This is a genomic window from uncultured Gimesia sp., from assembly GCF_963972345.1.
Classification (GTDB): domain Bacteria; phylum Planctomycetota; class Planctomycetia; order Planctomycetales; family Planctomycetaceae; genus Gimesia.
Map to the genome: position 1 here is coordinate 51,430 of NZ_CAXAVM010000011.1, position 17,365 is coordinate 68,794.

The following is a 17,365-nucleotide window of genomic DNA, read 5'->3' on the forward strand; positions in this document are numbered from 1 at the left end:
TGTAGACCCCGACCATGGCAAACAGTAAATGCAATCATCATGCCAATCAGAATTATGAGTTATAAGACAATACTGCATAGTAGATTATGACTATTGTGGAATTCAGGTTTTATTCTCAGACTGCCAAGTTGGCAGCAGAGCTGCAATTGTGAAACGCCAGTTCCGCGACCGCTGGTAGAGTGACTTTGTTGATCTCAGCAGACCAGTCAGAGTGTCCAGTCAAAACTGATGAGTTCGAATTGAGCCGACAGATTGCAGATGCTCTGCTTAAACAGCGGGCAGCATCGCGAGTCGATGCCCGATTTACCCGCATTGAAAATGTTACAAAATGTAAAAATCAGGAAATATGAATTTATTATGATCGTCTGTAAGTCTCATGTTGATAAAGCGATATGGTCGTAGAACCACTTCCGGAATTTCTTAGAGGCACACTGTTTGCATTACGCCCCTCTACCAAAGAAAGTGCTCAAATTATTGATTGGTATTTAGGGGCCATAATCAGATTCAACGATTGTCCAGACAGTAGAAGAAACAACGACTGATTAGACTCCGGGAAAGGTTTGCGACAAAATGAATTGGAAACATGCGCTCACAGGCTTAACGGCAAGCCTTGTCGTAGTATTAGCGTTCTCTCAACCCACGTTGGCTTTTGATGAAGCTGAACCGACAGAAAAGCCCGCAGCGGAAGCAACGATGGAGACACAGGCTCCTGCTGAGGAAGCTCCCGCTGAAGAAGCTCCCCCACTTTCATTATCTGAAGTTTACTACGCACTCGATAACAGCATGTTAATGCTGTGTGCTGTGCTGGTTCTGTTTATGCAGGCCGGTTTCGCCATGGTCGAGTCAGGATTCAACTCATCCAAAAACACAATCAATATTCTCTTTAAGAACCTGATGGATGTCTGTGTTGGCGTTCTGATCTATTTCGCCGTCGGTTACGGACTCATGTATCCGGGTGATGCAGGAAATGGCTACTTCGGCTACGCTGGTTTTGGAATCGGAGAAGCGGGAGAAGCCGGTCCTGCTGTACTGCATCCTCAAGTGGACTTTCTGTTCCAGGTTGCATTCGCCGCGACAGCTGCCACCATCGTATCTGGTGCTGTTGCCGGTCGTCTCAAATTCAGCTCTTACCTGATCTACAGCGTGATCCTGACTGGATTTATTTATCCTATCAGTGGTTACTGGAAGTGGGGCGGTGGCTGGTTAGACGCCATGGGATTCTATGACTTTGCCGGTTCGATTGTTGTGCACGCTGTCGGTGGTTTTGCTGGCCTGGCTGGAGCTCTGGTGCTCGGACCCCGTATCGGTCGCTTCAAAGATGGCAAATCTGTTCCCATTCCAGGGCATAATATTGCTCAAGCGACACTGGGTGTCTTCATTCTGTGGGTCGGCTGGTACGGGTTCAATCCCGGTAGTCAGCTGGCTTTCGCTGGAACTGGTAACACGAACGCTGTGATGTTAATTGCAACCAACACAACTCTGGCAGCAGCCACCGGTGGTGTCGCCGCCATGATCCTGGGTTGGGTTATGTATGGTAAGCCTGATATTTCCATGGCTCTGAACGGTGTGCTGGCTGGTCTGGTTGGTATCACTGCCAACTGTGACAGCGTGACCAATCTCGAGTCGCTTGCTATCGGCGGAATTGCTGGTCTCCTGGTTGTCTTCGGCATCCTCGCACTGGAAAAACTGAGAATCGACGATCCCGTCGGTGCTTTCCCTGTCCACGGACTGTGTGGTATCTGGGGTGGGGTGGCTACGGGTATCTTTGGCGATTATGACCTGGGTGTTCAGATTCTGGGATCAGTTGTGATTCCTGTCTATGCCTTTGTCACAATGTTCATTCTCTTCATTGTCTTGAAAGTGATCGGACAATTGAGAGTTTCCGAAGAAGATGAATTGAAAGGTCTGGACCTGTCTGAGCACGGAATGCAAGCATACCACTAGGACAGACTGTTGAAACACTGGTACTTTGCAGGAGGTACTATTAAGTGTGACTGACTGATGGCTTGAGAAATGAATTCTCTCGCCATCAGTTTTTTTATGCGCGCACTGCCAGACAAGATCGTCGGTTCTGACCAGTTTCAGCAGATGATCCGAATCGCTCTCTTCAAGAATTCTCAGGAATTCCTTGTGAACCCGGCTCGGCTTACTTAATGTAAACAGAATGTAAGCATTCAAGTCTTTCGCTTTGAAGTCTGTGTTCGCCTCAAGGAGTATGGTAATGGCTAAATATATTCTGGCATTAGATCAGGGAACGACGTCCAGTCGCTCTATATTATTTAATCATCAGGGAAAAATTGAGGCGACGGCCCAGCAGGAATTTGAACAGATCTTTCCTTCACCCGGGCTGGTAGAACATGATCCGGAGGCCATCTGGGATTCGCAACTGGCTACTGCGCAGCGTGTGATCGAGCAGTCGCGCGTGGATCTTTCAGAGATCGCTGCCATCGGTATTACCAACCAGCGGGAAACAATCGTAATCTGGGATCGTGATACCGGAAAACCGGTCTCGAATGCCATCGTCTGGCAGAGTCGTTTAACCGCCGCACGCTGTGATCAGCTGAAAGCGGAGGGATACGAAAAACTGTTTCGTGAGAAAACAGGGCTGGTCCTTGATGCTTATTTCTCCGGCACAAAAATTGAATATCTGCTGAATGAGATTGAAGGACTCAGGGAGAGGGCTGAGAAGGGGGAAGTCCTGTTCGGTACGATCGATTCCTTTCTGATCTGGCGGCTGACAGGAGGCAAGGTTCATGTGACTGATCCCACGAATGCGTGTCGAACCCTGCTGTATAATATTCATACCCATGAATGGGATGAGGAACTGCTGAAGATTTTTGACATTCCACGTGCGATGCTGCCCGAAGTGAAAAGTTCCAGTGAAGTCTATGGTGAAACGTCGCCTGAACTGTTTGGCGCACCGCTTAAAATAGCTGGAATCGCCGGCGATCAGCAGGCGGCCACATTTGGGCAGGGCTGTTTTGAAACCGGTTCTGCCAAGAATACATATGGCACAGGCTGCTTCATGCTGATGAATACGGGAGACAAGCCGGTCCCCTCCACCACCGGCCTGTTGACCACGATTGGCTGGAGCATTAATGGTAAAGTGACTTACTGCCTGGAAGGATCCGTCTTTATTGCCGGCGCTGCGATTCAGTGGCTGCGCGATGGTCTGCAGATCATTAAATCATCAGAAGAAGTAGAAGGTCTGGCCGCACAGGTGGAAGATTCCGGAGACGTTTTCTTTGTGCCTGCCTTTGTGGGACTGGGGGCTCCCTACTGGAATCAGAACGCGCGGGGAACGTTAATCGGTCTTACGCGTGGTTCTACGAAAGCCCATGTGGCGCGTGCCGTTCTGGAGTCGCTGGCTTATCAGAGTTGTGATGTACTGCATGCCATGGAACAGGATTCCGGAATCAAACTGAAAAACCTCAAGGTGGATGGGGGCGCGGCCGCCAATCAGCTGTTAATGCAGTTCCAGGCGGACATGCTGGATGTTCCTGCGCAGCGACCAGTCGTACACGAGACGACTGCACTGGGAGCCGCCTATCTGGCAGGGCTCGCGGTCGGATTCTGGCATGATCAGAATGAAGTGACAAAAAACTGGGCACTGGACGTGGAGTTTCAGCCTGCGATGGACGCAGAGCGGAGAACGCATCTGTATCAACGCTGGAAAAAAGCCATTGAACGATCCCGGGACTGGGCCTGATCCGTGAAACGCGGGAGTCTGTCACGTATTGCTGGTGGGCAGGCGGAGCAGGTTCTGATCCGTTCCGATGATTAACAGGATATCTGATTCCTGTATCTGGTAATCCGGGTGGGGAACACAGTCGGTGGTGTAGATCTTACCTGTTTTCTGTTCCACTTCAGCTGAGTTCCGCTTGCGAATCGCGACGACGTTCACCGAGTAGGTAGAGCGCAGGGAAAGTTCCGTCAGGTTTTTCCCAATGAATTCTTTAGGGGTGATCAATTCGATCATGGTGTAACCATCGCCCACCTGAATGTAGTCTTCCAGGTGAGGATTGGCGAGCAGGCGTGCCAGGTGTGCGCCGGCCTGAACCTCAGGCTGAATGACATCTGTCGCGCCGACCTGTGTAAAAATCTCCGCGTGGAACCTGGTTTGTGCGCGACAGATAATTTTAGGTACACCCAGTTTTTTGAGTATGACGGTCGTCAGCAGAGCCGCTTCAAAGTTTTCGCCGATGGAGATCACACAGACATCCACTTTGTCTATATCCTGGCTTTTTAATGCCTGCTCATCGGTCGCATTCAGCCGGACGGCGATCGCCACGTCGTCTTTGACTTCATTGACCAGCTTGTCGGATGTATCGATGGCAATCACTTCGACGTGGCTGGCCCCCAGACGTTTTGCCAGTTCCGTTCCGAATCGTCCTAAACCGATGACGGCTACTTTTATCACAGGATCAATGCTCCCCGGGAGAGGTAATTATTGGATGCGGGATGAATCTATATTCTAACGGTTTTTGTAGCAGGGATTAACCCAGGTTCACACTTTCTTCCGGGTATTGGTACCGGTTGGAGGGGCCGCGATTTGACAAAGCGATCAGCGCCGTCAGCGGTCCGACTCTGCCAATCAGCATCGTAAAAATAATCACCCAGTGTGAGGGGGTGGTTAATTCGGCTGTAATCCCGGTCGAAACGCCTACTGTTGCAAAGGCACTGGTCGTTTCGAACAGATGATCCAGAAAGATATCTTCACGATTTTCAAATAATACCACCAGCAGCGTGGAAGTCATCAGCACCAGGATTCCCAGTGAAATGATGGTAAGTGACCTGTGAATCAGGGCTGGAGGGATGGTGCGCCCCATAATTTCAACACGGTCCCTGCCTTTCAGTAAAGCCCAGACAGAGAGAATCGCCAAAGCGAATACCGTTGTTTTAACTCCGCCTCCCGTAGAACCGGGGGAGGCACCGACAAACATCAACAGTACTGAAAACAGTTTGGACTGCGGCTGGAATTCCCCCAGGTCAACAGTATTAAAGCCGGCTGTCCTCATTGTCACCGACTGAAACCAGGCCTGGTTCAGCTGTTCCCGGAAAGGGGTTTCATAGTTTCCATGAACCGACTCTAAGAAGTAGATTCCGATGGTTCCTCCCACGAGTAGAAAGAGAGTGGTAAAGAGTACCAGGCGTGATGAAATTGTCAGCCTGACTTTCTGAGTGGGGTGGTGGAACAGAGGTTTGCGAACCCGCAGATTGGAAAAATGGGTGATGCCATACAGCATGAAATTATAGTTGACGGCAAAACCCAGTCCCCCAATGATGATCAGCGCCGGCATGACGGCCCAGACCTGCCAGTGATGGCCCATGCCGAGCAGATTGTCATCCATCAGGCTGAAACCTGCATTACAGTAGGCACTGACCGAATGGAACAGGCTGTGGAAGATACGATCTTCCCATGAGAGTTCCGGCCATAATCCTGAAAGACAGACGGCCCCCGCCAGTTCGGTAAAAATCGTAATACCCAGAATCGCCAGCAGCAGTCGCCTCACGTCGCCCCGCTGGTGAGATTCCAGCATTTCACCGAACGTGACGCTCTCGCGAATTTGCATTGACCGTCCAAAAGCGGCGGCGAAGAAGGCCCCAAAGGTCAGGATTCCCAGGCCACCAATCTGGAATAGAAACAGGATGATTGTCTGTCCGGTCTGGCTCCAGTAAGTTCCCGTGGGGACAATGATCAGGCCTGTCACACAACTGGCGCTGGTTGAGGTGAACAGGGCCGTCAGAAAGGGAGCACCCTCTGTATTCACAGTAGTGGGATCCTGGACCCGGGCCGTCGGAAACATCAGCAGAGCCGTTCCTACGGAAATCAGAACCAGAAACGAAGAGACAACAATTAAAGCCGGGTTCCAGCCGCGCGAGGAGACGCGGCGGATCAGGAGAATCGCTTCGTACAGGCTTCGCAGGATCACGCAGAGTTCGGAGGCACCCAGAATGAGGAGCAGTCGATCCGGAGCAGAGTCCGGCAGCAGGTCCTGAAAAATAACGATCAGCACCACGCTGCAGATCCACAGACCTGATAAAAAGACATAGATGACATGATTGCGAAGAAACTCATTGCGCGACAGGTGCCAGTAGTAGCGAAACGCCAGGCTCAAAGTGAAGTACAACATCGTACCGAAGATGATCACCCCTAGCTCCCAATGCACGATGGTGGTAATCTTCAGCAGGCCATGTAGAATAATGGTGGCTATCAGAGCCACAATTAAGGCGATGATTTCACAGCGGCGCAGCAGACGGCAGCGTTTGGGGTGATAGGTCTGGTACTGGATCCGACTGGGAAGATGTGACAACGTCATATGAATAAAAGCTGTAACCAAAAAGAGTTTATGAAAACCTGTTCAGATTTTATTCGCAATATAATGCAATTGAAACAGTGAGATAATGGTACGCGATTTTATTTCTGAAAGTTTGGCCCATGATCCCATTCATGGATATATACCGTTTACATCAAAAACGGGGATACCCGGTGAAGAAATCTCAGAACAGGAGATCATTGATCACCCCTGGGTGCAGCGTTTGAGGCACATTCATCAACTGCAGACAGCCTGGTGGGTTTTCCCTTCTGCAGAGCATATGCGGTTTCAACATGTGTTGGGAGCAATGCATCTGGCATCGGTCGCCATCCACGCCTGGTATGATTCGCTCAACACTGCCTGCCGGAATGTCCCTTCACTGCCTTATGTAGAGAGCCTGGTGCGCCTTGCTGCCCTGTTGCATGATGTCGGGCATGGACCCTTCGGTCATTTTTTTGATGATCATTATCTGGATCAATATGGTTTGACCCATGAAGATATCGGAGCTCATATTATCGAACATGAACTGGGCGACCTGATCCGCGGGATTCGCAGAAATCCCAATGGCCGGTTGAACCCACTGGAAGAGCTGGATCCAAAACAGGTGGGCTGGCTGATCCGTCGCCCCTCAGGAGATCAGCAGAGTGAAGAAGGAAATCCGGACTGGCTATGCAAGCTGCGTGCCATGTTCAGCGGCATTTACACCGTGGATAACATGGACTTTGTCCTGCGCGATGCCTATATGTCAGGTTACAACATTCGAGCCGTCGATGTCTCCCGCTTGATCCATTACAGCTTTTTTACCACGGAAGGCCTCACGATTCATGGACGAGGCTTGCAGGCGCTGGTCAATTTTATCGAGACCCGGGCCAACCTGTTTCGAACCATCTATTATCACCGGACGGTCCGCGCGCTGGACCTGGCTCTGGAAGAAATCTTTGCGGAAACCATGCAGCACCTGTTTCATGGAAATCCCCTGGAACATCTGGATGATTATCTGGGCTTCACGGAATCCTCGTTTCTGGTTGATGTGGGACGGTTTAAAAAGAGCTCAGATCCGGCTGTTCTGGATCTGGGAGAACGCTGGCAGGGTATCCTGTCGCGGAATGTCGAGTGGAAAATGGCTTGTGAACGCTCGCTCAATTTTCATTCCGGCACCGCCGTCCACACTTCGATTTTTTCTGAACCCGAACTCGTCGAAAAAAGGGTGCGGGCAAAACTGCCTGCGAAATTAAAACAGATCCCTCTGAGAATCGATGTCGCCAGGCACTATCATCGCCCCAGTGGCCGGTTGCCCGCGGGGGGCCAGAACTTCCTGCTGGATCAGGGAACCGAGAAAACACAGGAACTGCACGATGATGAGTTATTCCGAGCGATCCCTGTCAGTTTTCTCATCTTTCGGATTTATACCCGCGACCATCTGCATGACCTGGAGATGACCAATGCACTCAATGCCGCGCTGGGTGAAGTCTCTGATTCCAAAACGAATATGTAGGTCGCGGCTCTACCGCTTCAGCTCCTTGCAGACTGCCGGGACGGGCGTGTGAACTTCTGTAAATCATTCCTGCATAGCGCATGCAACTTCAGGTATTGTATTACAGAAAATCTTGAGCTGTTTTCGACGATTTTTTGACCCAGGGTATAAGACAATAGTCCTGTTATGTCGGTCGTGTCGGCAAAGTGAATTCGATAATACTGGTTCGGGGACCAGGTCGATAACTACAACATGATAGATTTCGAACAGGAACAGATGCTGGAAAATCCCGAGTGGTGTCTCGTTTTGAGGCATTACAGTCAAACGCAGGTCCAGGTCAAGGAACAGGACCCGGAGTCAGATGGCTGGATTATTCGCCAGAATGAAGTCGAGGGGGTTGTCGCCGAACATCTGCCTCGCATTCATGGCAAGTTAATCGCCTTTGATCTACTCAAGTTCCAGATTGCAGGACGCGATTCGGGGGTCTTCTATAAAGTCACCAACTCAGGGAATAAAATGCTTCCCAGGCTGGAGAAAAAGCTTCGAAAACTGCTCGCTTCCGCGGATGCTGCCGAACAGCTTGATGACCAGGATGATGAAATCGAACAGGACTACGCAAAGTCTGCCTGATCCGCAGGAATGTGAAAGTCCGCCTGGATTGACTTGGACGCCTCTCATCAAATGACGACCGGTCCCACTGGCTCTGAAGCGGCGGTCATAAACATTCATGAATACATATAATGAAAAACGGCCCCGATTGCTGATGCAATGGGGCCGTTTGTATTCCTCGTTGCTCCGAAAGGAGCTCATTCCGCATTAGGCTTTCTTAGGAGCTGGTGCGGGAGCTTTCTTTGGAGGAGCTGGTGCTTCTTCTACCTGGTTAGGAGCTGGGGCACCTGGAGATGCAGGAGCACAGCTTGAGCAGGGAGCGGGAGCACAGTGTGCTGCTGGTGCACAGCAGGTTGGTGCTGGAGCACAAGTAGGAGCTGGTGCACAGCAACGTACACGAGCTGGCTTGCAGCAACGTACACGTTCTGGACGGCAGCAACGTACTTTTTTGGGCTTGCAGCAACGTACACGTTCTGGCTTGCAGCAACGTACGCGTTCTGGTTTGCAGCAACGGTTACGGAAACCGAAAGCTTCAGCATCAGAAACGCTGAAAGAAGCAGCAAACATTGTCAGGACAGCGATCAAAGAAAGTGTGACAGTTTTTCGAATCATGGTGTACTCCTCAGATTCAATAATTAAAAGTGGTTCCACTTCGCTGAAAGATGAGTCACTACTTCATCTCCCGGCGATGTCCCCAAGCCTACGCACCTGGGGAAAACAGGTCTGTTTTTCTGGTTTGGTAAGTTTTGCCGGTTACGGCGAATACGTTGATTACAATACCAGAACGAAATGCGATGTCAAAGTAAAGACTACACTAAAAATAAAGTTTCTCTAAAAATCCTTTATTTCCTGGAGTCTCAAATAATGCCTGTTTTTACTTGATTTTCAAGCAGTTCCAACTACACCTCGAATGCCAGACCTGAGGGCTCTGTCTGTAGCATAGGTTATAAAACTGGTCTGTGGTAAATTTTGACCTTTGTTCTTCAAATAGCAGGCTGTACAGGTCTTTCAAGGTCCTCTTTTCCGCTAATTTCCTTGCAACCCACATCCCGGGGAAGTAAAAACAATAGCTGCTCCCCCCATCAATTTCCCTGAACCATGTTTCCGAATATCAACCCTGTTTCGCGGGGCAGAAATCATTCCAGATACTCAGCCAGGGGGTACAGTGAACGATAAATCTTCTACCGTCTGAAATCAGAACACACCTCGTATTTGAGTAGATCGCATTGTGAATATACTTTCTTCAGATTCCCCACCCAGTCAATCCGAATCACAGCGAATCTGGAAGTGTGCCTCTGAAACACTGGTCTTGGGAGAGTTGCCACTGCTGATGGGAATTTTGAATGTCACTCCCGACAGCTTTTCTGACGGAGGAGAAGCCACTGAATTAGAGTCCGCCATCAGGAAAGGGCTGCAACTGGTGGAGGATGGGGCGGACATTCTGGATATTGGCGGAGAATCCACGAGACCTGGCGCTGAGCCGGTTCCCTTAGAGACAGAGCTAAGCCGCGTCATTCCCGTGATTGAAGCACTCGCTGCCCGTACCACCACGCCGATTTCAATCGACACTACCAAGGCAGAAGTCGCGCGGCAGGCACTACAGGCCGGTGCCATCATTATCAATGATATTTCCGGGCTGACCTTTGATCCCGCGATGATTCCTCTGGCCGTCGAATCAAAAGCGGGCGTGATATGTATGCACATTCAGGGCACCCCGCAAACCATGCAGGAGAATCCCGATTACGATGATGTCGTCGCTGATCTCAAAAGCTGGTTTCAACTGCGGATTCAGGCACTCCTGGATGCTGGAGTGGAGCCCGAGCGGATTGTCCTCGACCCTGGTGTCGGCTTTGGAAAGACAGCCGACCATAATCTGCAGATTCTCTCTCAAATTGCCTCCTTTCAGTCACTCGGTTATCCCGTACTGATTGGACATTCCCGCAAACGTTTTTTATCAAAGCTGCTGGGTCGCTCGCTCGAAGAACGACTGGCTGGTACGATCGGGGTCTCCGTGGCTCTCGCAAATCAGGGGGTCGAAATTTTAAGGCTGCACGATATCGCCGCCAACCGGGATGCCATTGCTGCCTGGCAGGCAATCACTTCCCGCAGCACTTCATCGCTTAAATAGATCATGAATAAGGAATCGATATGAATCTGAATCTCTGCCCGCGATCCTTCGTTCTCGTATTGTTCACCCTGATTACCATCTCCAGCCACGCTGAGGAAAAAAAGGAGCACAATTTTGAACGCTGGGAAAAATCGATCTCTCAGTTTGAAAAGCAGGATCAGGAGCAGGGAATCAAACCAGGGGGTATCCTGTTTGTAGGCAGTTCCAGTATCCGCATGTGGGATCTGGATAAATATTTCCCCGATCAACCTGTCATCAACCGCGGCTTTGGTGGTTCAGAAATCGTGGATTCCACCCATTTCGCCGATCGAATAATCATCAAGCATAAACCGAAAGTGATCTTTTTATACGCCGGCGATAACGATCTCGCTCGCAAGAAAACAGCCGCAGAAGTCGCCGCAGATTTTAAAAAGTTTGTCGCGAAAATACATAAAAGTCTACCGAAAACCCGCATTGTCTTCATCGCCATCAAGCCCAGCCTCAGTCGCTGGAAACTTGCGGATACCATCCAGAAAGCCAATCAGCTCATCGCTGCACAGTGCGCCAATAACGAGCTACTGGAATTCGCCGACGTCTGGGATCCCATGCTGGGAGAAGATGGAAAGCCACGACCCGAACTGTTTAAATCCGATGGCCTGCACATGGAACATGCCGGCTACCTGGTCTGGAAGAAAGCCGTACAGCCCTACATGAATCAGAAATAACAGGCTCGCTCAAGCATCCTGCAGGTCAGATGGTTCTGACTTGCAGTTCATGTGCCCCGACAAACTCGTCCAGCTCATTCCGGGTGAAAATTCCCGCCGTCGCACCGGTGGCCCGGACGCAGCTGTGACCCAGGGCAGATCCGAATTTCAGACAGTCTTCCGGGCTGGCTCCTTCCAGTAACCCGTGGATAAAACCTGCGACAAACGCGTCCCCGCTTCCGGTTCCGTCGACCAGATTGACCGGGTAAATTTCCGACTGAATGGTTCGCTCGGCGTCCATCAGAATACTCCCTGCTCCGCCACATGTGATAATCACATGCTTCGCACCCGCTTTGCGGAACGCCCGTGCCTGTTCGAACGGATCAGATTCACCCGTGATTAACTCTCCCTCGTCATTATTAGGCAGAAAATAATCACTGAAAGGCAGCACCGGCTCCAGCATTTTCCAGTAGTCAGCCGGCTTGGGAGTCACTACATCCAGGACCGTCGTGACTCCCGCATCTTTTGCCATCCGAAACATTTCAGCCACGTTCTCTGGTGACAGCTCTTCGGACAGACAATAACCCCCCAGGTACAGGATGCGGCTCGATTCGATCTGTTCCCGTGTGACCGTTTCCCCCGTAAACAGCGCATTTGCTGCGACAGAATGGATAAAGCGGCGGTCTTCTCCCTGCACATTGATCACAAAGGAACCGCTGGTCGGCAGTGTCTCCGACTTCATCAGGTAGTCGCAGTGCACTCCCCCCTGAATCAGGTTCTCCTCCACATAACGACCAAAGACATCCTGGCCGACGATGCCGGCAATCGCCACCTGTCTGTCGAGCCGCGCCAGATCTGAAGCCACGTTAGAGGCACATCCGCCTATCGTCAGTTCCATCTTGTCGGTCAGTACCAGCTCTCCGGGCCGGGGCAGATGATCGATGGCTTTGCAGACATGGTCCGCTACTATGATGCCCGCACACAAACAGTCATATCGGGGAGACGACATTCGATAACCTTTTTTCTCGATACAGTCAGATTTTTTACGAACTGATTATTATGCGAGAGTGCAGGTAGAGATCAACACCTAACTGGAATGTAGATGCACAGATTTTAAGTTCTGATCCGAGTCCACAGTCTGCGAGGGGATCACTGTCTGGGTTCCTGGTTCGTCCGGAGTGTCAGCAGGTGTCTGCCGGTTGAAATGCATCAACAGCCTGAGCATGATCGGATACGTCATCAGCGAGAAAAACGTGGCGACAATCAACGAGCCGATGATCAGGGGCGAGCCCACTTCCAGCAGCAGCTGTTTCACCGTCTCCCACCAGCCGCTGAAGCCTTCAAATTCCAGGATCCGGGCGAAATCTTTCTGGGTCAGCGAACCCCCGACATAATAAGTCCCGATTTTATAGTCGAACCAGTAGATCGGCACGATCGTCAGTGGATTCGATATATAAACGGTGATGAGAGACGCGACCTGGTTGAATTTGAAAAAAGGACGGGTCACAAACGCCACACACACGACGATCAGCATCTGGATCCCCACCGTAGGCGTCAGAGCGATAAACATCCCGATCGCCGTCCCCAGTGCAATAGAGTGGGCACTGTCGTCCAGCATTAATATCGATCGCAACAGCATCCGTGGGCTGTATTTCCAGGCTGGTTTCGGTGATGACATATCGCTATTTCAACAGGCTTTAGCTGGGAATCTGGTCCCGTCCGATCCAGTCTGGAGAACGGGCACGTTTTACGTAATCAGTGTTATAGGATTATTTTATCGGCTCGACCCGGGAAAAATTCCGCTGTTTTATGCAATGTCTTCTGGTGCAGTCGTATTATCACGGATGACTCTGACGGTCAGTCTGATTATACGCTTTAACAGCAGCCCCGGAACGGTCCTTCTAAAATTAAAAGTCGTCCTCTATTCTAGTTGAGCAATTTCCAGTTAAGCAACTGATATCAACAGTCCAATCTCCCGTCGTGGCAAAGTCCGTGTCGAAAAAAACAGGCTTCACATCCGTGAATTGCATATTTTGTACACTTTTCTCGAAACGATATGTTTTTTTGATCTCGAGCCTGAAATTTCCCTACAGGTTAGGTATGCTCTTGAAGCAAGTAGGTAGCGTTCTTTATATCCTTCTCTTCTTTTGACGTTTTCAGCACATACTGATTAGTACGCAAGCAGGATTGATAATGGTAGAAAATCTGGAAATATTCGAGGTGGAAGTGTCAGCACCAAACCTGGTTGTCGTTCCCCAGGGATCGACCCTGCAGTTTTTGTACAGCAACGTCCAGACGGAATCCAATAAGGTGCTCAGGCTCTTCGATGCGCCGGAAATCAAGAATGTGATTATAGATCTCTCCAAAGTCGATTATCTCGATTCCATCATTATCGGCTCCATCATCCGACTACTGCAGCGCGCCAGACAGACAGGCGGCCAGGCGGTCTTCTGTAATGCCTGTGAAAATATGCAGAACATCCTAAAATGCATCAAGGTCGGCAGCCTTTGGCCTCTGTTTGAGACCCGGGAAGAAGCCATCGCTGCCATCAACGCGAATTAAATCTCCTGAGTCTGCATGCCTGTTGAAGAGTGAGCCTGGAATGCTGCCGTTCACAGCCGAAGATCTGAAAGCCATCCAGACCGAAACCTTTATCGAACATCTCGACTACTTCGAAAGCCTTGCCTCCACCAACTCCTGGGCGCTCAGTACTCACTGTATCCCTGCCGGCGCCGCAGTCAGCCGCGAAACCAGCCATCCCAGTCTGGTCCTCACCGGAAATCAGACTGCCGGCCGCGGGCGAGGCAGTCATGCCTGGTGGTCGCCCGCAGGAGGCCTCACCTTCTCGCTCGTGGTCGATACCCGCATCCTGCAGATTCAGCTCGAACAGCAGCCACTCATCGCGCTCGCCACCGGTCTCGCCGTTTGTGAAACCCTCGAAAAACAACTGCCCGATTACACCCTGCAGCTCAAGTGGCCCAACGATGTCTATCTGCAGCAGAAAAAAGTGGCCGGCATTCTCGTCGAAACTGCAGCCAGTCAACCCGGGCTCGTCGTCATTGGCGTGGGCGTGAATCTCAATAACTCCTTCCTTTCCGCCGCAGCAGAACTCCAGTCGCGGGGAACCTCTCTCTACGAAACCACCGGCCAGAAATATTCGCTCGCCTCCACCCTCATCGATCTGATTAACGGCATTGAAAACCGTCTCTACGACATCGCCGGCGAAACCAATTCTTTTATGACCGACTGGCGACGCTACTGCCTGCTCACCGGCCGTTCCATTCGCATCAATACCGGACTCGAAGTCAAACAGGGAATCTGTCTCGAAATCGACGAACAGGGCTTCCTCATTCTCCAGACCGAAACCGGCATCGAACGCATCATCAGTGGCACCATCGAACACTTCTGATTAAAATAATTTATCATGAAAAAACTACTCATCTATCCCGCCATTGATGACACCCGGCTGGCTCGAATTCAACAGGTCTCCAACCAGCTCACCATCTGCAATGCCCGCGATCTTTCACAGGCATTGAGCGAAATCAAAGACGCCGACGCTTTCTTCGGCAAGATCACTCCCGAACTGCTGACTGCTGCGGAAAACCTCCAGTGGGTCCAGTCCCCCACCGCCAGCCTCGAACATTATGTATTCCCCGAACTGGTCGAACATCCCTGCCAGCTTACCAACATGCGCGGCTTGTTCTACGATGTCATCGCCGACCATGTGCTCGGCTTCGTACTCTGCTTCGCCCGCAATCTGCATCGTTACATCCACCAGCAGAGGGAAGCAGAATGGCAGCCCATCGGCGGAACCGCCGGCAAACCCGACTTCGTCACCGGCCCCGGACAGGTCAGCGAAGTCGATCGCAGCCACCTGCATCTCTCCGACTGTTCGCTCGGCGTTGTAGGAGCCGGCTCCATCGGTGCGGAAGTCTGTCACCGCGCCGCAGCGTTCGGCATGACGGTTTATGCTGTCGACCCCCTCACACGCAAAGTGCCCGGCGTTGTCGATGACGTCTGGGACATCGACCGCCTGCCCGACCTGCTGGCCGTCAGCGATTTCGTCGTCATCGCTGCTCCCCACACGCCCCAGACCGAAAAACTGTTCCGCGCCAAACAGTTTCGCCAGATGAAATCCTCCGCGTATCTCATCAACATTGGTCGCGGTGCCATTGTCGATCTGCAGGATCTCACCACCGCCCTGGAGCAGAAAGAGATCGCAGGTGCTGCCCTCGATGTCTTCGAGATCGAACCGCTGCCCGCGAATCATCCGCTCTGGCAGATGCAGAACGTGATCATCACTCCGCACATCGCCGCCGCCTCGACCCGCGTTCCCGAACGTCACCTGGAAACCCTGCTGGAAAATATCCGCTGCTTCATCAATGGTCAACCTTTCCTGACGCTCGCCGACAAAAGTCTCTGGTTCTGAATCGACAGTGGTTAAAAACATCGACTGCTTTTCCGCGCACCAGACATGCATTTCACTGTTCAACTTCCCCTTGACGCCGCCGCGCCAACAGCGATAAGCAACAAACTGAGTCGCGCGCGTGCCCAGTTTACTGTGCACTGAAACACAAGCCACTTGTTCGCAATCTTCACTACAATACAGCCTGTTTTTTCCAGATTTGCACTTATCACAACAACACCCGTTCGTAATGTAATCCTGCGGATCGCCACACATCGCAAAGCTTCGCCCCGGCATCACCACTGCTCACCCCCGCATCGGTTCGCTGTCAACCCGTATCGCCACATGATATTGTTTATCCCCCTTGACGCCCCCATGGCTTTCCACAAAATAATCACCATGCAACGGTGCCAGAAATCAGAAATCAGAAATCAGAAATCATACACCAGACACCAGACACCAGAATGAACCCCACAATAATAACAAAAATTCAATGTCCTCTCCCCCGTGCGGGTGCCACTGTTGGCTTGCCCAACAGTGCGCGAACAACCAGCCCGCTGACCAACAAAACAGAGTAAACCTGAATGCAATTCGAAGTTGTCGCAGACAACAGGAGACTGTCAGTGCAAACGTACAAAGCAGAACAATAAAGCCAATCTGTAGAAGTAGGGTGCGGACCCATGTGTCCGCCCGCCTGGCGAAAATCGACCCCGTTTCAATCTCCAATGGGAGCAGATGAATCATCCCAAACAGAAATACCTACCACGAAAAACACGAACCCCCCAAAAAGTAAAAAGAGGGTGAGCCCGGATAAAATCCGGGCCGAGCGCAGCGAGCAGGAGGTCGCAGTTCCCGCGTTCTTTCCAGAACCGAACTTCCCAATCTCACTTAACACGGCCGGACAAGCCGGCCATGGCACCCTGAAACCTCGATATTAATTGCAATGTCTCCTGTAAAATCAGACGAGCGCGTGCCACTGATCGGCTTGCCCGACAGGGCTGGTGCAAACGTCCTCTTTCACATTTCAGCAGGCATTATAAAAGAAGTGCCCCATACCCCGCAGATGAAAATCCCGAACCACTGAAAGATCAATAGAAGGTTCAAAAATCTGTTTTCACTCTTCACCATAAAACGTTCGGATGGGCCGCAGTGCCTTAGCCCCGGTTTTCATACCCCGCTCGCAAAAACCGCGACTAACGCCGTTCGGCTAATGTGAAAGAAAAAATGCGAGAGAAAGAAAGGGTAGCTCCGGATGCAATCCGGGGTTGTCGCAGACAACAGGAAACCGTCAGGGCAAGCACACAATCCAGAACAACAAAGCCAACCCCTTCAACGTAGGGGTCGTCCCTTGTGTCGACCCGCCTGGCGAGTCTCAACCCGGCATCGCGCCCAATGGGAACAGAATGAAACATCCCCATCAGGAATATCGACCACGAAAAACCCAAACCCACCCATAAGAAAAATGGGTAAGCGCGAATGCAATTCGGGCCGAGCGTAGCGAGCAGGAGGTCCCAACTACCACGTTTAATCCGGAACCGGGATTCCTATACCCATTCGACACGGCCGGACAAGCCGGACCGTGGCACACGGGAACCTCTCTATTAATTGCAATGGCTCCTGCTAAATCAGACGTGCGTGTGCCATCTGTCGGCTTGCCCGACAGTGCTGGTGCAACATCAGGAGTCACCTTCCGAAACGGGTAGCCCCGGATGCAATCCGGGGTTGTCGCAGACAACAGGAAACTGTCAG

At 51.4% G+C, this 17,365-nt stretch carries 14 protein-coding genes; 10 read left to right on the forward strand and 4 right to left on the reverse strand.

Annotated elements, in window-relative coordinates:
* The first annotated feature begins 570 nt into the window (after positions 1–570).
* Together amt and glpK are read left to right on the forward strand one after the other, a co-directional pair.
* Complete coding sequence (gene amt, locus AACZ40_RS03455; protein ID WP_291166288.1) at positions 571–1,944, forward strand: ammonium transporter; 1,374 nt, start codon at positions 571–573, stop codon at positions 1,942–1,944.
* 277 nt (positions 1,945–2,221) lie between these two features.
* The gene (glpK, locus tag AACZ40_RS03460; protein WP_291166286.1) at positions 2,222–3,709 is read left to right on the forward strand and encodes a glycerol kinase GlpK; all 1,488 of its coding nucleotides are present in this window, start codon (positions 2,222–2,224) and stop codon (positions 3,707–3,709) included.
* 21 nt (positions 3,710–3,730) lie between these two features.
* Here glpK and AACZ40_RS03465 read toward each other — a convergent pair whose 3' ends face one another.
* Together AACZ40_RS03465 and AACZ40_RS03470 are read right to left on the reverse strand one after the other, a co-directional pair.
* Positions 3,731–4,420 (reverse strand): TrkA family potassium uptake protein, encoded by a 690-nt coding sequence (locus tag AACZ40_RS03465; RefSeq protein WP_291166284.1) that lies wholly within the window; start codon positions 4,418–4,420, stop codon positions 3,731–3,733.
* 76 nt (positions 4,421–4,496) lie between these two features.
* Complete coding sequence (locus AACZ40_RS03470) at positions 4,497–6,320, reverse strand: potassium transporter TrkG (RefSeq protein WP_291166282.1); 1,824 nt, start codon at positions 6,318–6,320, stop codon at positions 4,497–4,499.
* Positions 6,321–6,405: 85 nt separating this feature from the next.
* Here AACZ40_RS03470 and AACZ40_RS03475 point away from each other — a divergent pair, with 85 nt between their 5' ends.
* From AACZ40_RS03475 to AACZ40_RS03495, 5 genes are all read left to right on the forward strand, one after another.
* Positions 6,406–7,812 (forward strand): HD domain-containing protein, encoded by a 1,407-nt coding sequence (locus AACZ40_RS03475; protein WP_291166279.1) that lies wholly within the window; start codon positions 6,406–6,408, stop codon positions 7,810–7,812.
* Positions 7,813–8,043: 231 nt separating this feature from the next.
* The gene (locus AACZ40_RS03480; RefSeq protein ID WP_291166277.1) at positions 8,044–8,421 is read left to right on the forward strand and encodes a hypothetical protein; all 378 of its coding nucleotides are present in this window, start codon (positions 8,044–8,046) and stop codon (positions 8,419–8,421) included.
* A 385-nt stretch (positions 8,422–8,806) separates the two neighbouring features.
* The gene (locus AACZ40_RS03485; RefSeq protein ID WP_291166275.1) at positions 8,807–9,235 is read left to right on the forward strand and encodes a hypothetical protein; all 429 of its coding nucleotides are present in this window, start codon (positions 8,807–8,809) and stop codon (positions 9,233–9,235) included.
* 393 nt (positions 9,236–9,628) lie between these two features.
* The gene (folP, locus tag AACZ40_RS03490) at positions 9,629–10,528 is read left to right on the forward strand and encodes a dihydropteroate synthase (protein ID WP_291166273.1); all 900 of its coding nucleotides are present in this window, start codon (positions 9,629–9,631) and stop codon (positions 10,526–10,528) included.
* 20 nt (positions 10,529–10,548) lie between these two features.
* On the forward strand, positions 10,549–11,232 hold the full coding sequence (locus tag AACZ40_RS03495) for an SGNH/GDSL hydrolase family protein (RefSeq protein WP_291166271.1): 684 nt from the start codon (positions 10,549–10,551) through the stop codon (positions 11,230–11,232).
* A gap of 25 nt (positions 11,233–11,257) precedes the next feature.
* Here AACZ40_RS03495 and AACZ40_RS03500 read toward each other — a convergent pair whose 3' ends face one another.
* Together AACZ40_RS03500 and AACZ40_RS03505 are read right to left on the reverse strand one after the other, a co-directional pair.
* The gene (locus AACZ40_RS03500) at positions 11,258–12,220 is read right to left on the reverse strand and encodes a carbohydrate kinase family protein (RefSeq protein WP_291166267.1); all 963 of its coding nucleotides are present in this window, start codon (positions 12,218–12,220) and stop codon (positions 11,258–11,260) included.
* A 78-nt stretch (positions 12,221–12,298) separates the two neighbouring features.
* Entirely contained in the window at positions 12,299–12,889 is a 591-nt protein-coding gene (locus tag AACZ40_RS03505; RefSeq protein WP_291166265.1) for a DUF2062 domain-containing protein, read from the reverse strand.
* A gap of 515 nt (positions 12,890–13,404) precedes the next feature.
* Between AACZ40_RS03505 and AACZ40_RS03510 the strand changes: the two genes are divergently transcribed.
* The 3 genes from AACZ40_RS03510 to AACZ40_RS03520 are packed head-to-tail and all read left to right on the forward strand — an operon-like array spanning position 13,405 to position 15,640.
* The gene (locus tag AACZ40_RS03510; protein WP_291166263.1) at positions 13,405–13,773 is read left to right on the forward strand and encodes an STAS domain-containing protein; all 369 of its coding nucleotides are present in this window, start codon (positions 13,405–13,407) and stop codon (positions 13,771–13,773) included.
* Positions 13,774–13,813: 40 nt separating this feature from the next.
* Complete coding sequence (locus AACZ40_RS03515; protein WP_291166261.1) at positions 13,814–14,620, forward strand: biotin--[acetyl-CoA-carboxylase] ligase; 807 nt, start codon at positions 13,814–13,816, stop codon at positions 14,618–14,620.
* A gap of 15 nt (positions 14,621–14,635) precedes the next feature.
* Positions 14,636–15,640 (forward strand): D-2-hydroxyacid dehydrogenase, encoded by a 1,005-nt coding sequence (locus tag AACZ40_RS03520; RefSeq protein ID WP_291166259.1) that lies wholly within the window; start codon positions 14,636–14,638, stop codon positions 15,638–15,640.
* Positions 15,641–17,365: the final 1,725 nt, after the last annotated feature.

Coding starts and splice junctions, on each gene's coding strand:
- amt (WP_291166288.1), top strand. CDS start 571: ATGAATTGGAAACATGCGCTCACAGGCTTAACGGCAAGCCTTGTCGTA.
- glpK (WP_291166286.1), top strand. CDS start 2,222: ATGGCTAAATATATTCTGGCATTAGATCAGGGAACGACGTCCAGTCGC.
- AACZ40_RS03470 (WP_291166282.1), bottom strand. CDS start 6,320: ATGACGTTGTCACATCTTCCCAGTCGGATCCAGTACCAGACCTATCAC.
- AACZ40_RS03475 (WP_291166279.1), top strand. CDS start 6,406: ATGGTACGCGATTTTATTTCTGAAAGTTTGGCCCATGATCCCATTCAT.
- AACZ40_RS03480 (WP_291166277.1), top strand. CDS start 8,044: ATGATAGATTTCGAACAGGAACAGATGCTGGAAAATCCCGAGTGGTGT.
- AACZ40_RS03495 (WP_291166271.1), top strand. CDS start 10,549: ATGAATCTGAATCTCTGCCCGCGATCCTTCGTTCTCGTATTGTTCACC.
- AACZ40_RS03500 (WP_291166267.1), bottom strand. CDS start 12,220: ATGTCGTCTCCCCGATATGACTGTTTGTGTGCGGGCATCATAGTAGCG.
- AACZ40_RS03505 (WP_291166265.1), bottom strand. CDS start 12,889: ATGTCATCACCGAAACCAGCCTGGAAATACAGCCCACGGATGCTGTTG.
- AACZ40_RS03510 (WP_291166263.1), top strand. CDS start 13,405: ATGGTAGAAAATCTGGAAATATTCGAGGTGGAAGTGTCAGCACCAAAC.
- AACZ40_RS03515 (WP_291166261.1), top strand. CDS start 13,814: ATGCTGCCGTTCACAGCCGAAGATCTGAAAGCCATCCAGACCGAAACC.
- AACZ40_RS03520 (WP_291166259.1), top strand. CDS start 14,636: ATGAAAAAACTACTCATCTATCCCGCCATTGATGACACCCGGCTGGCT.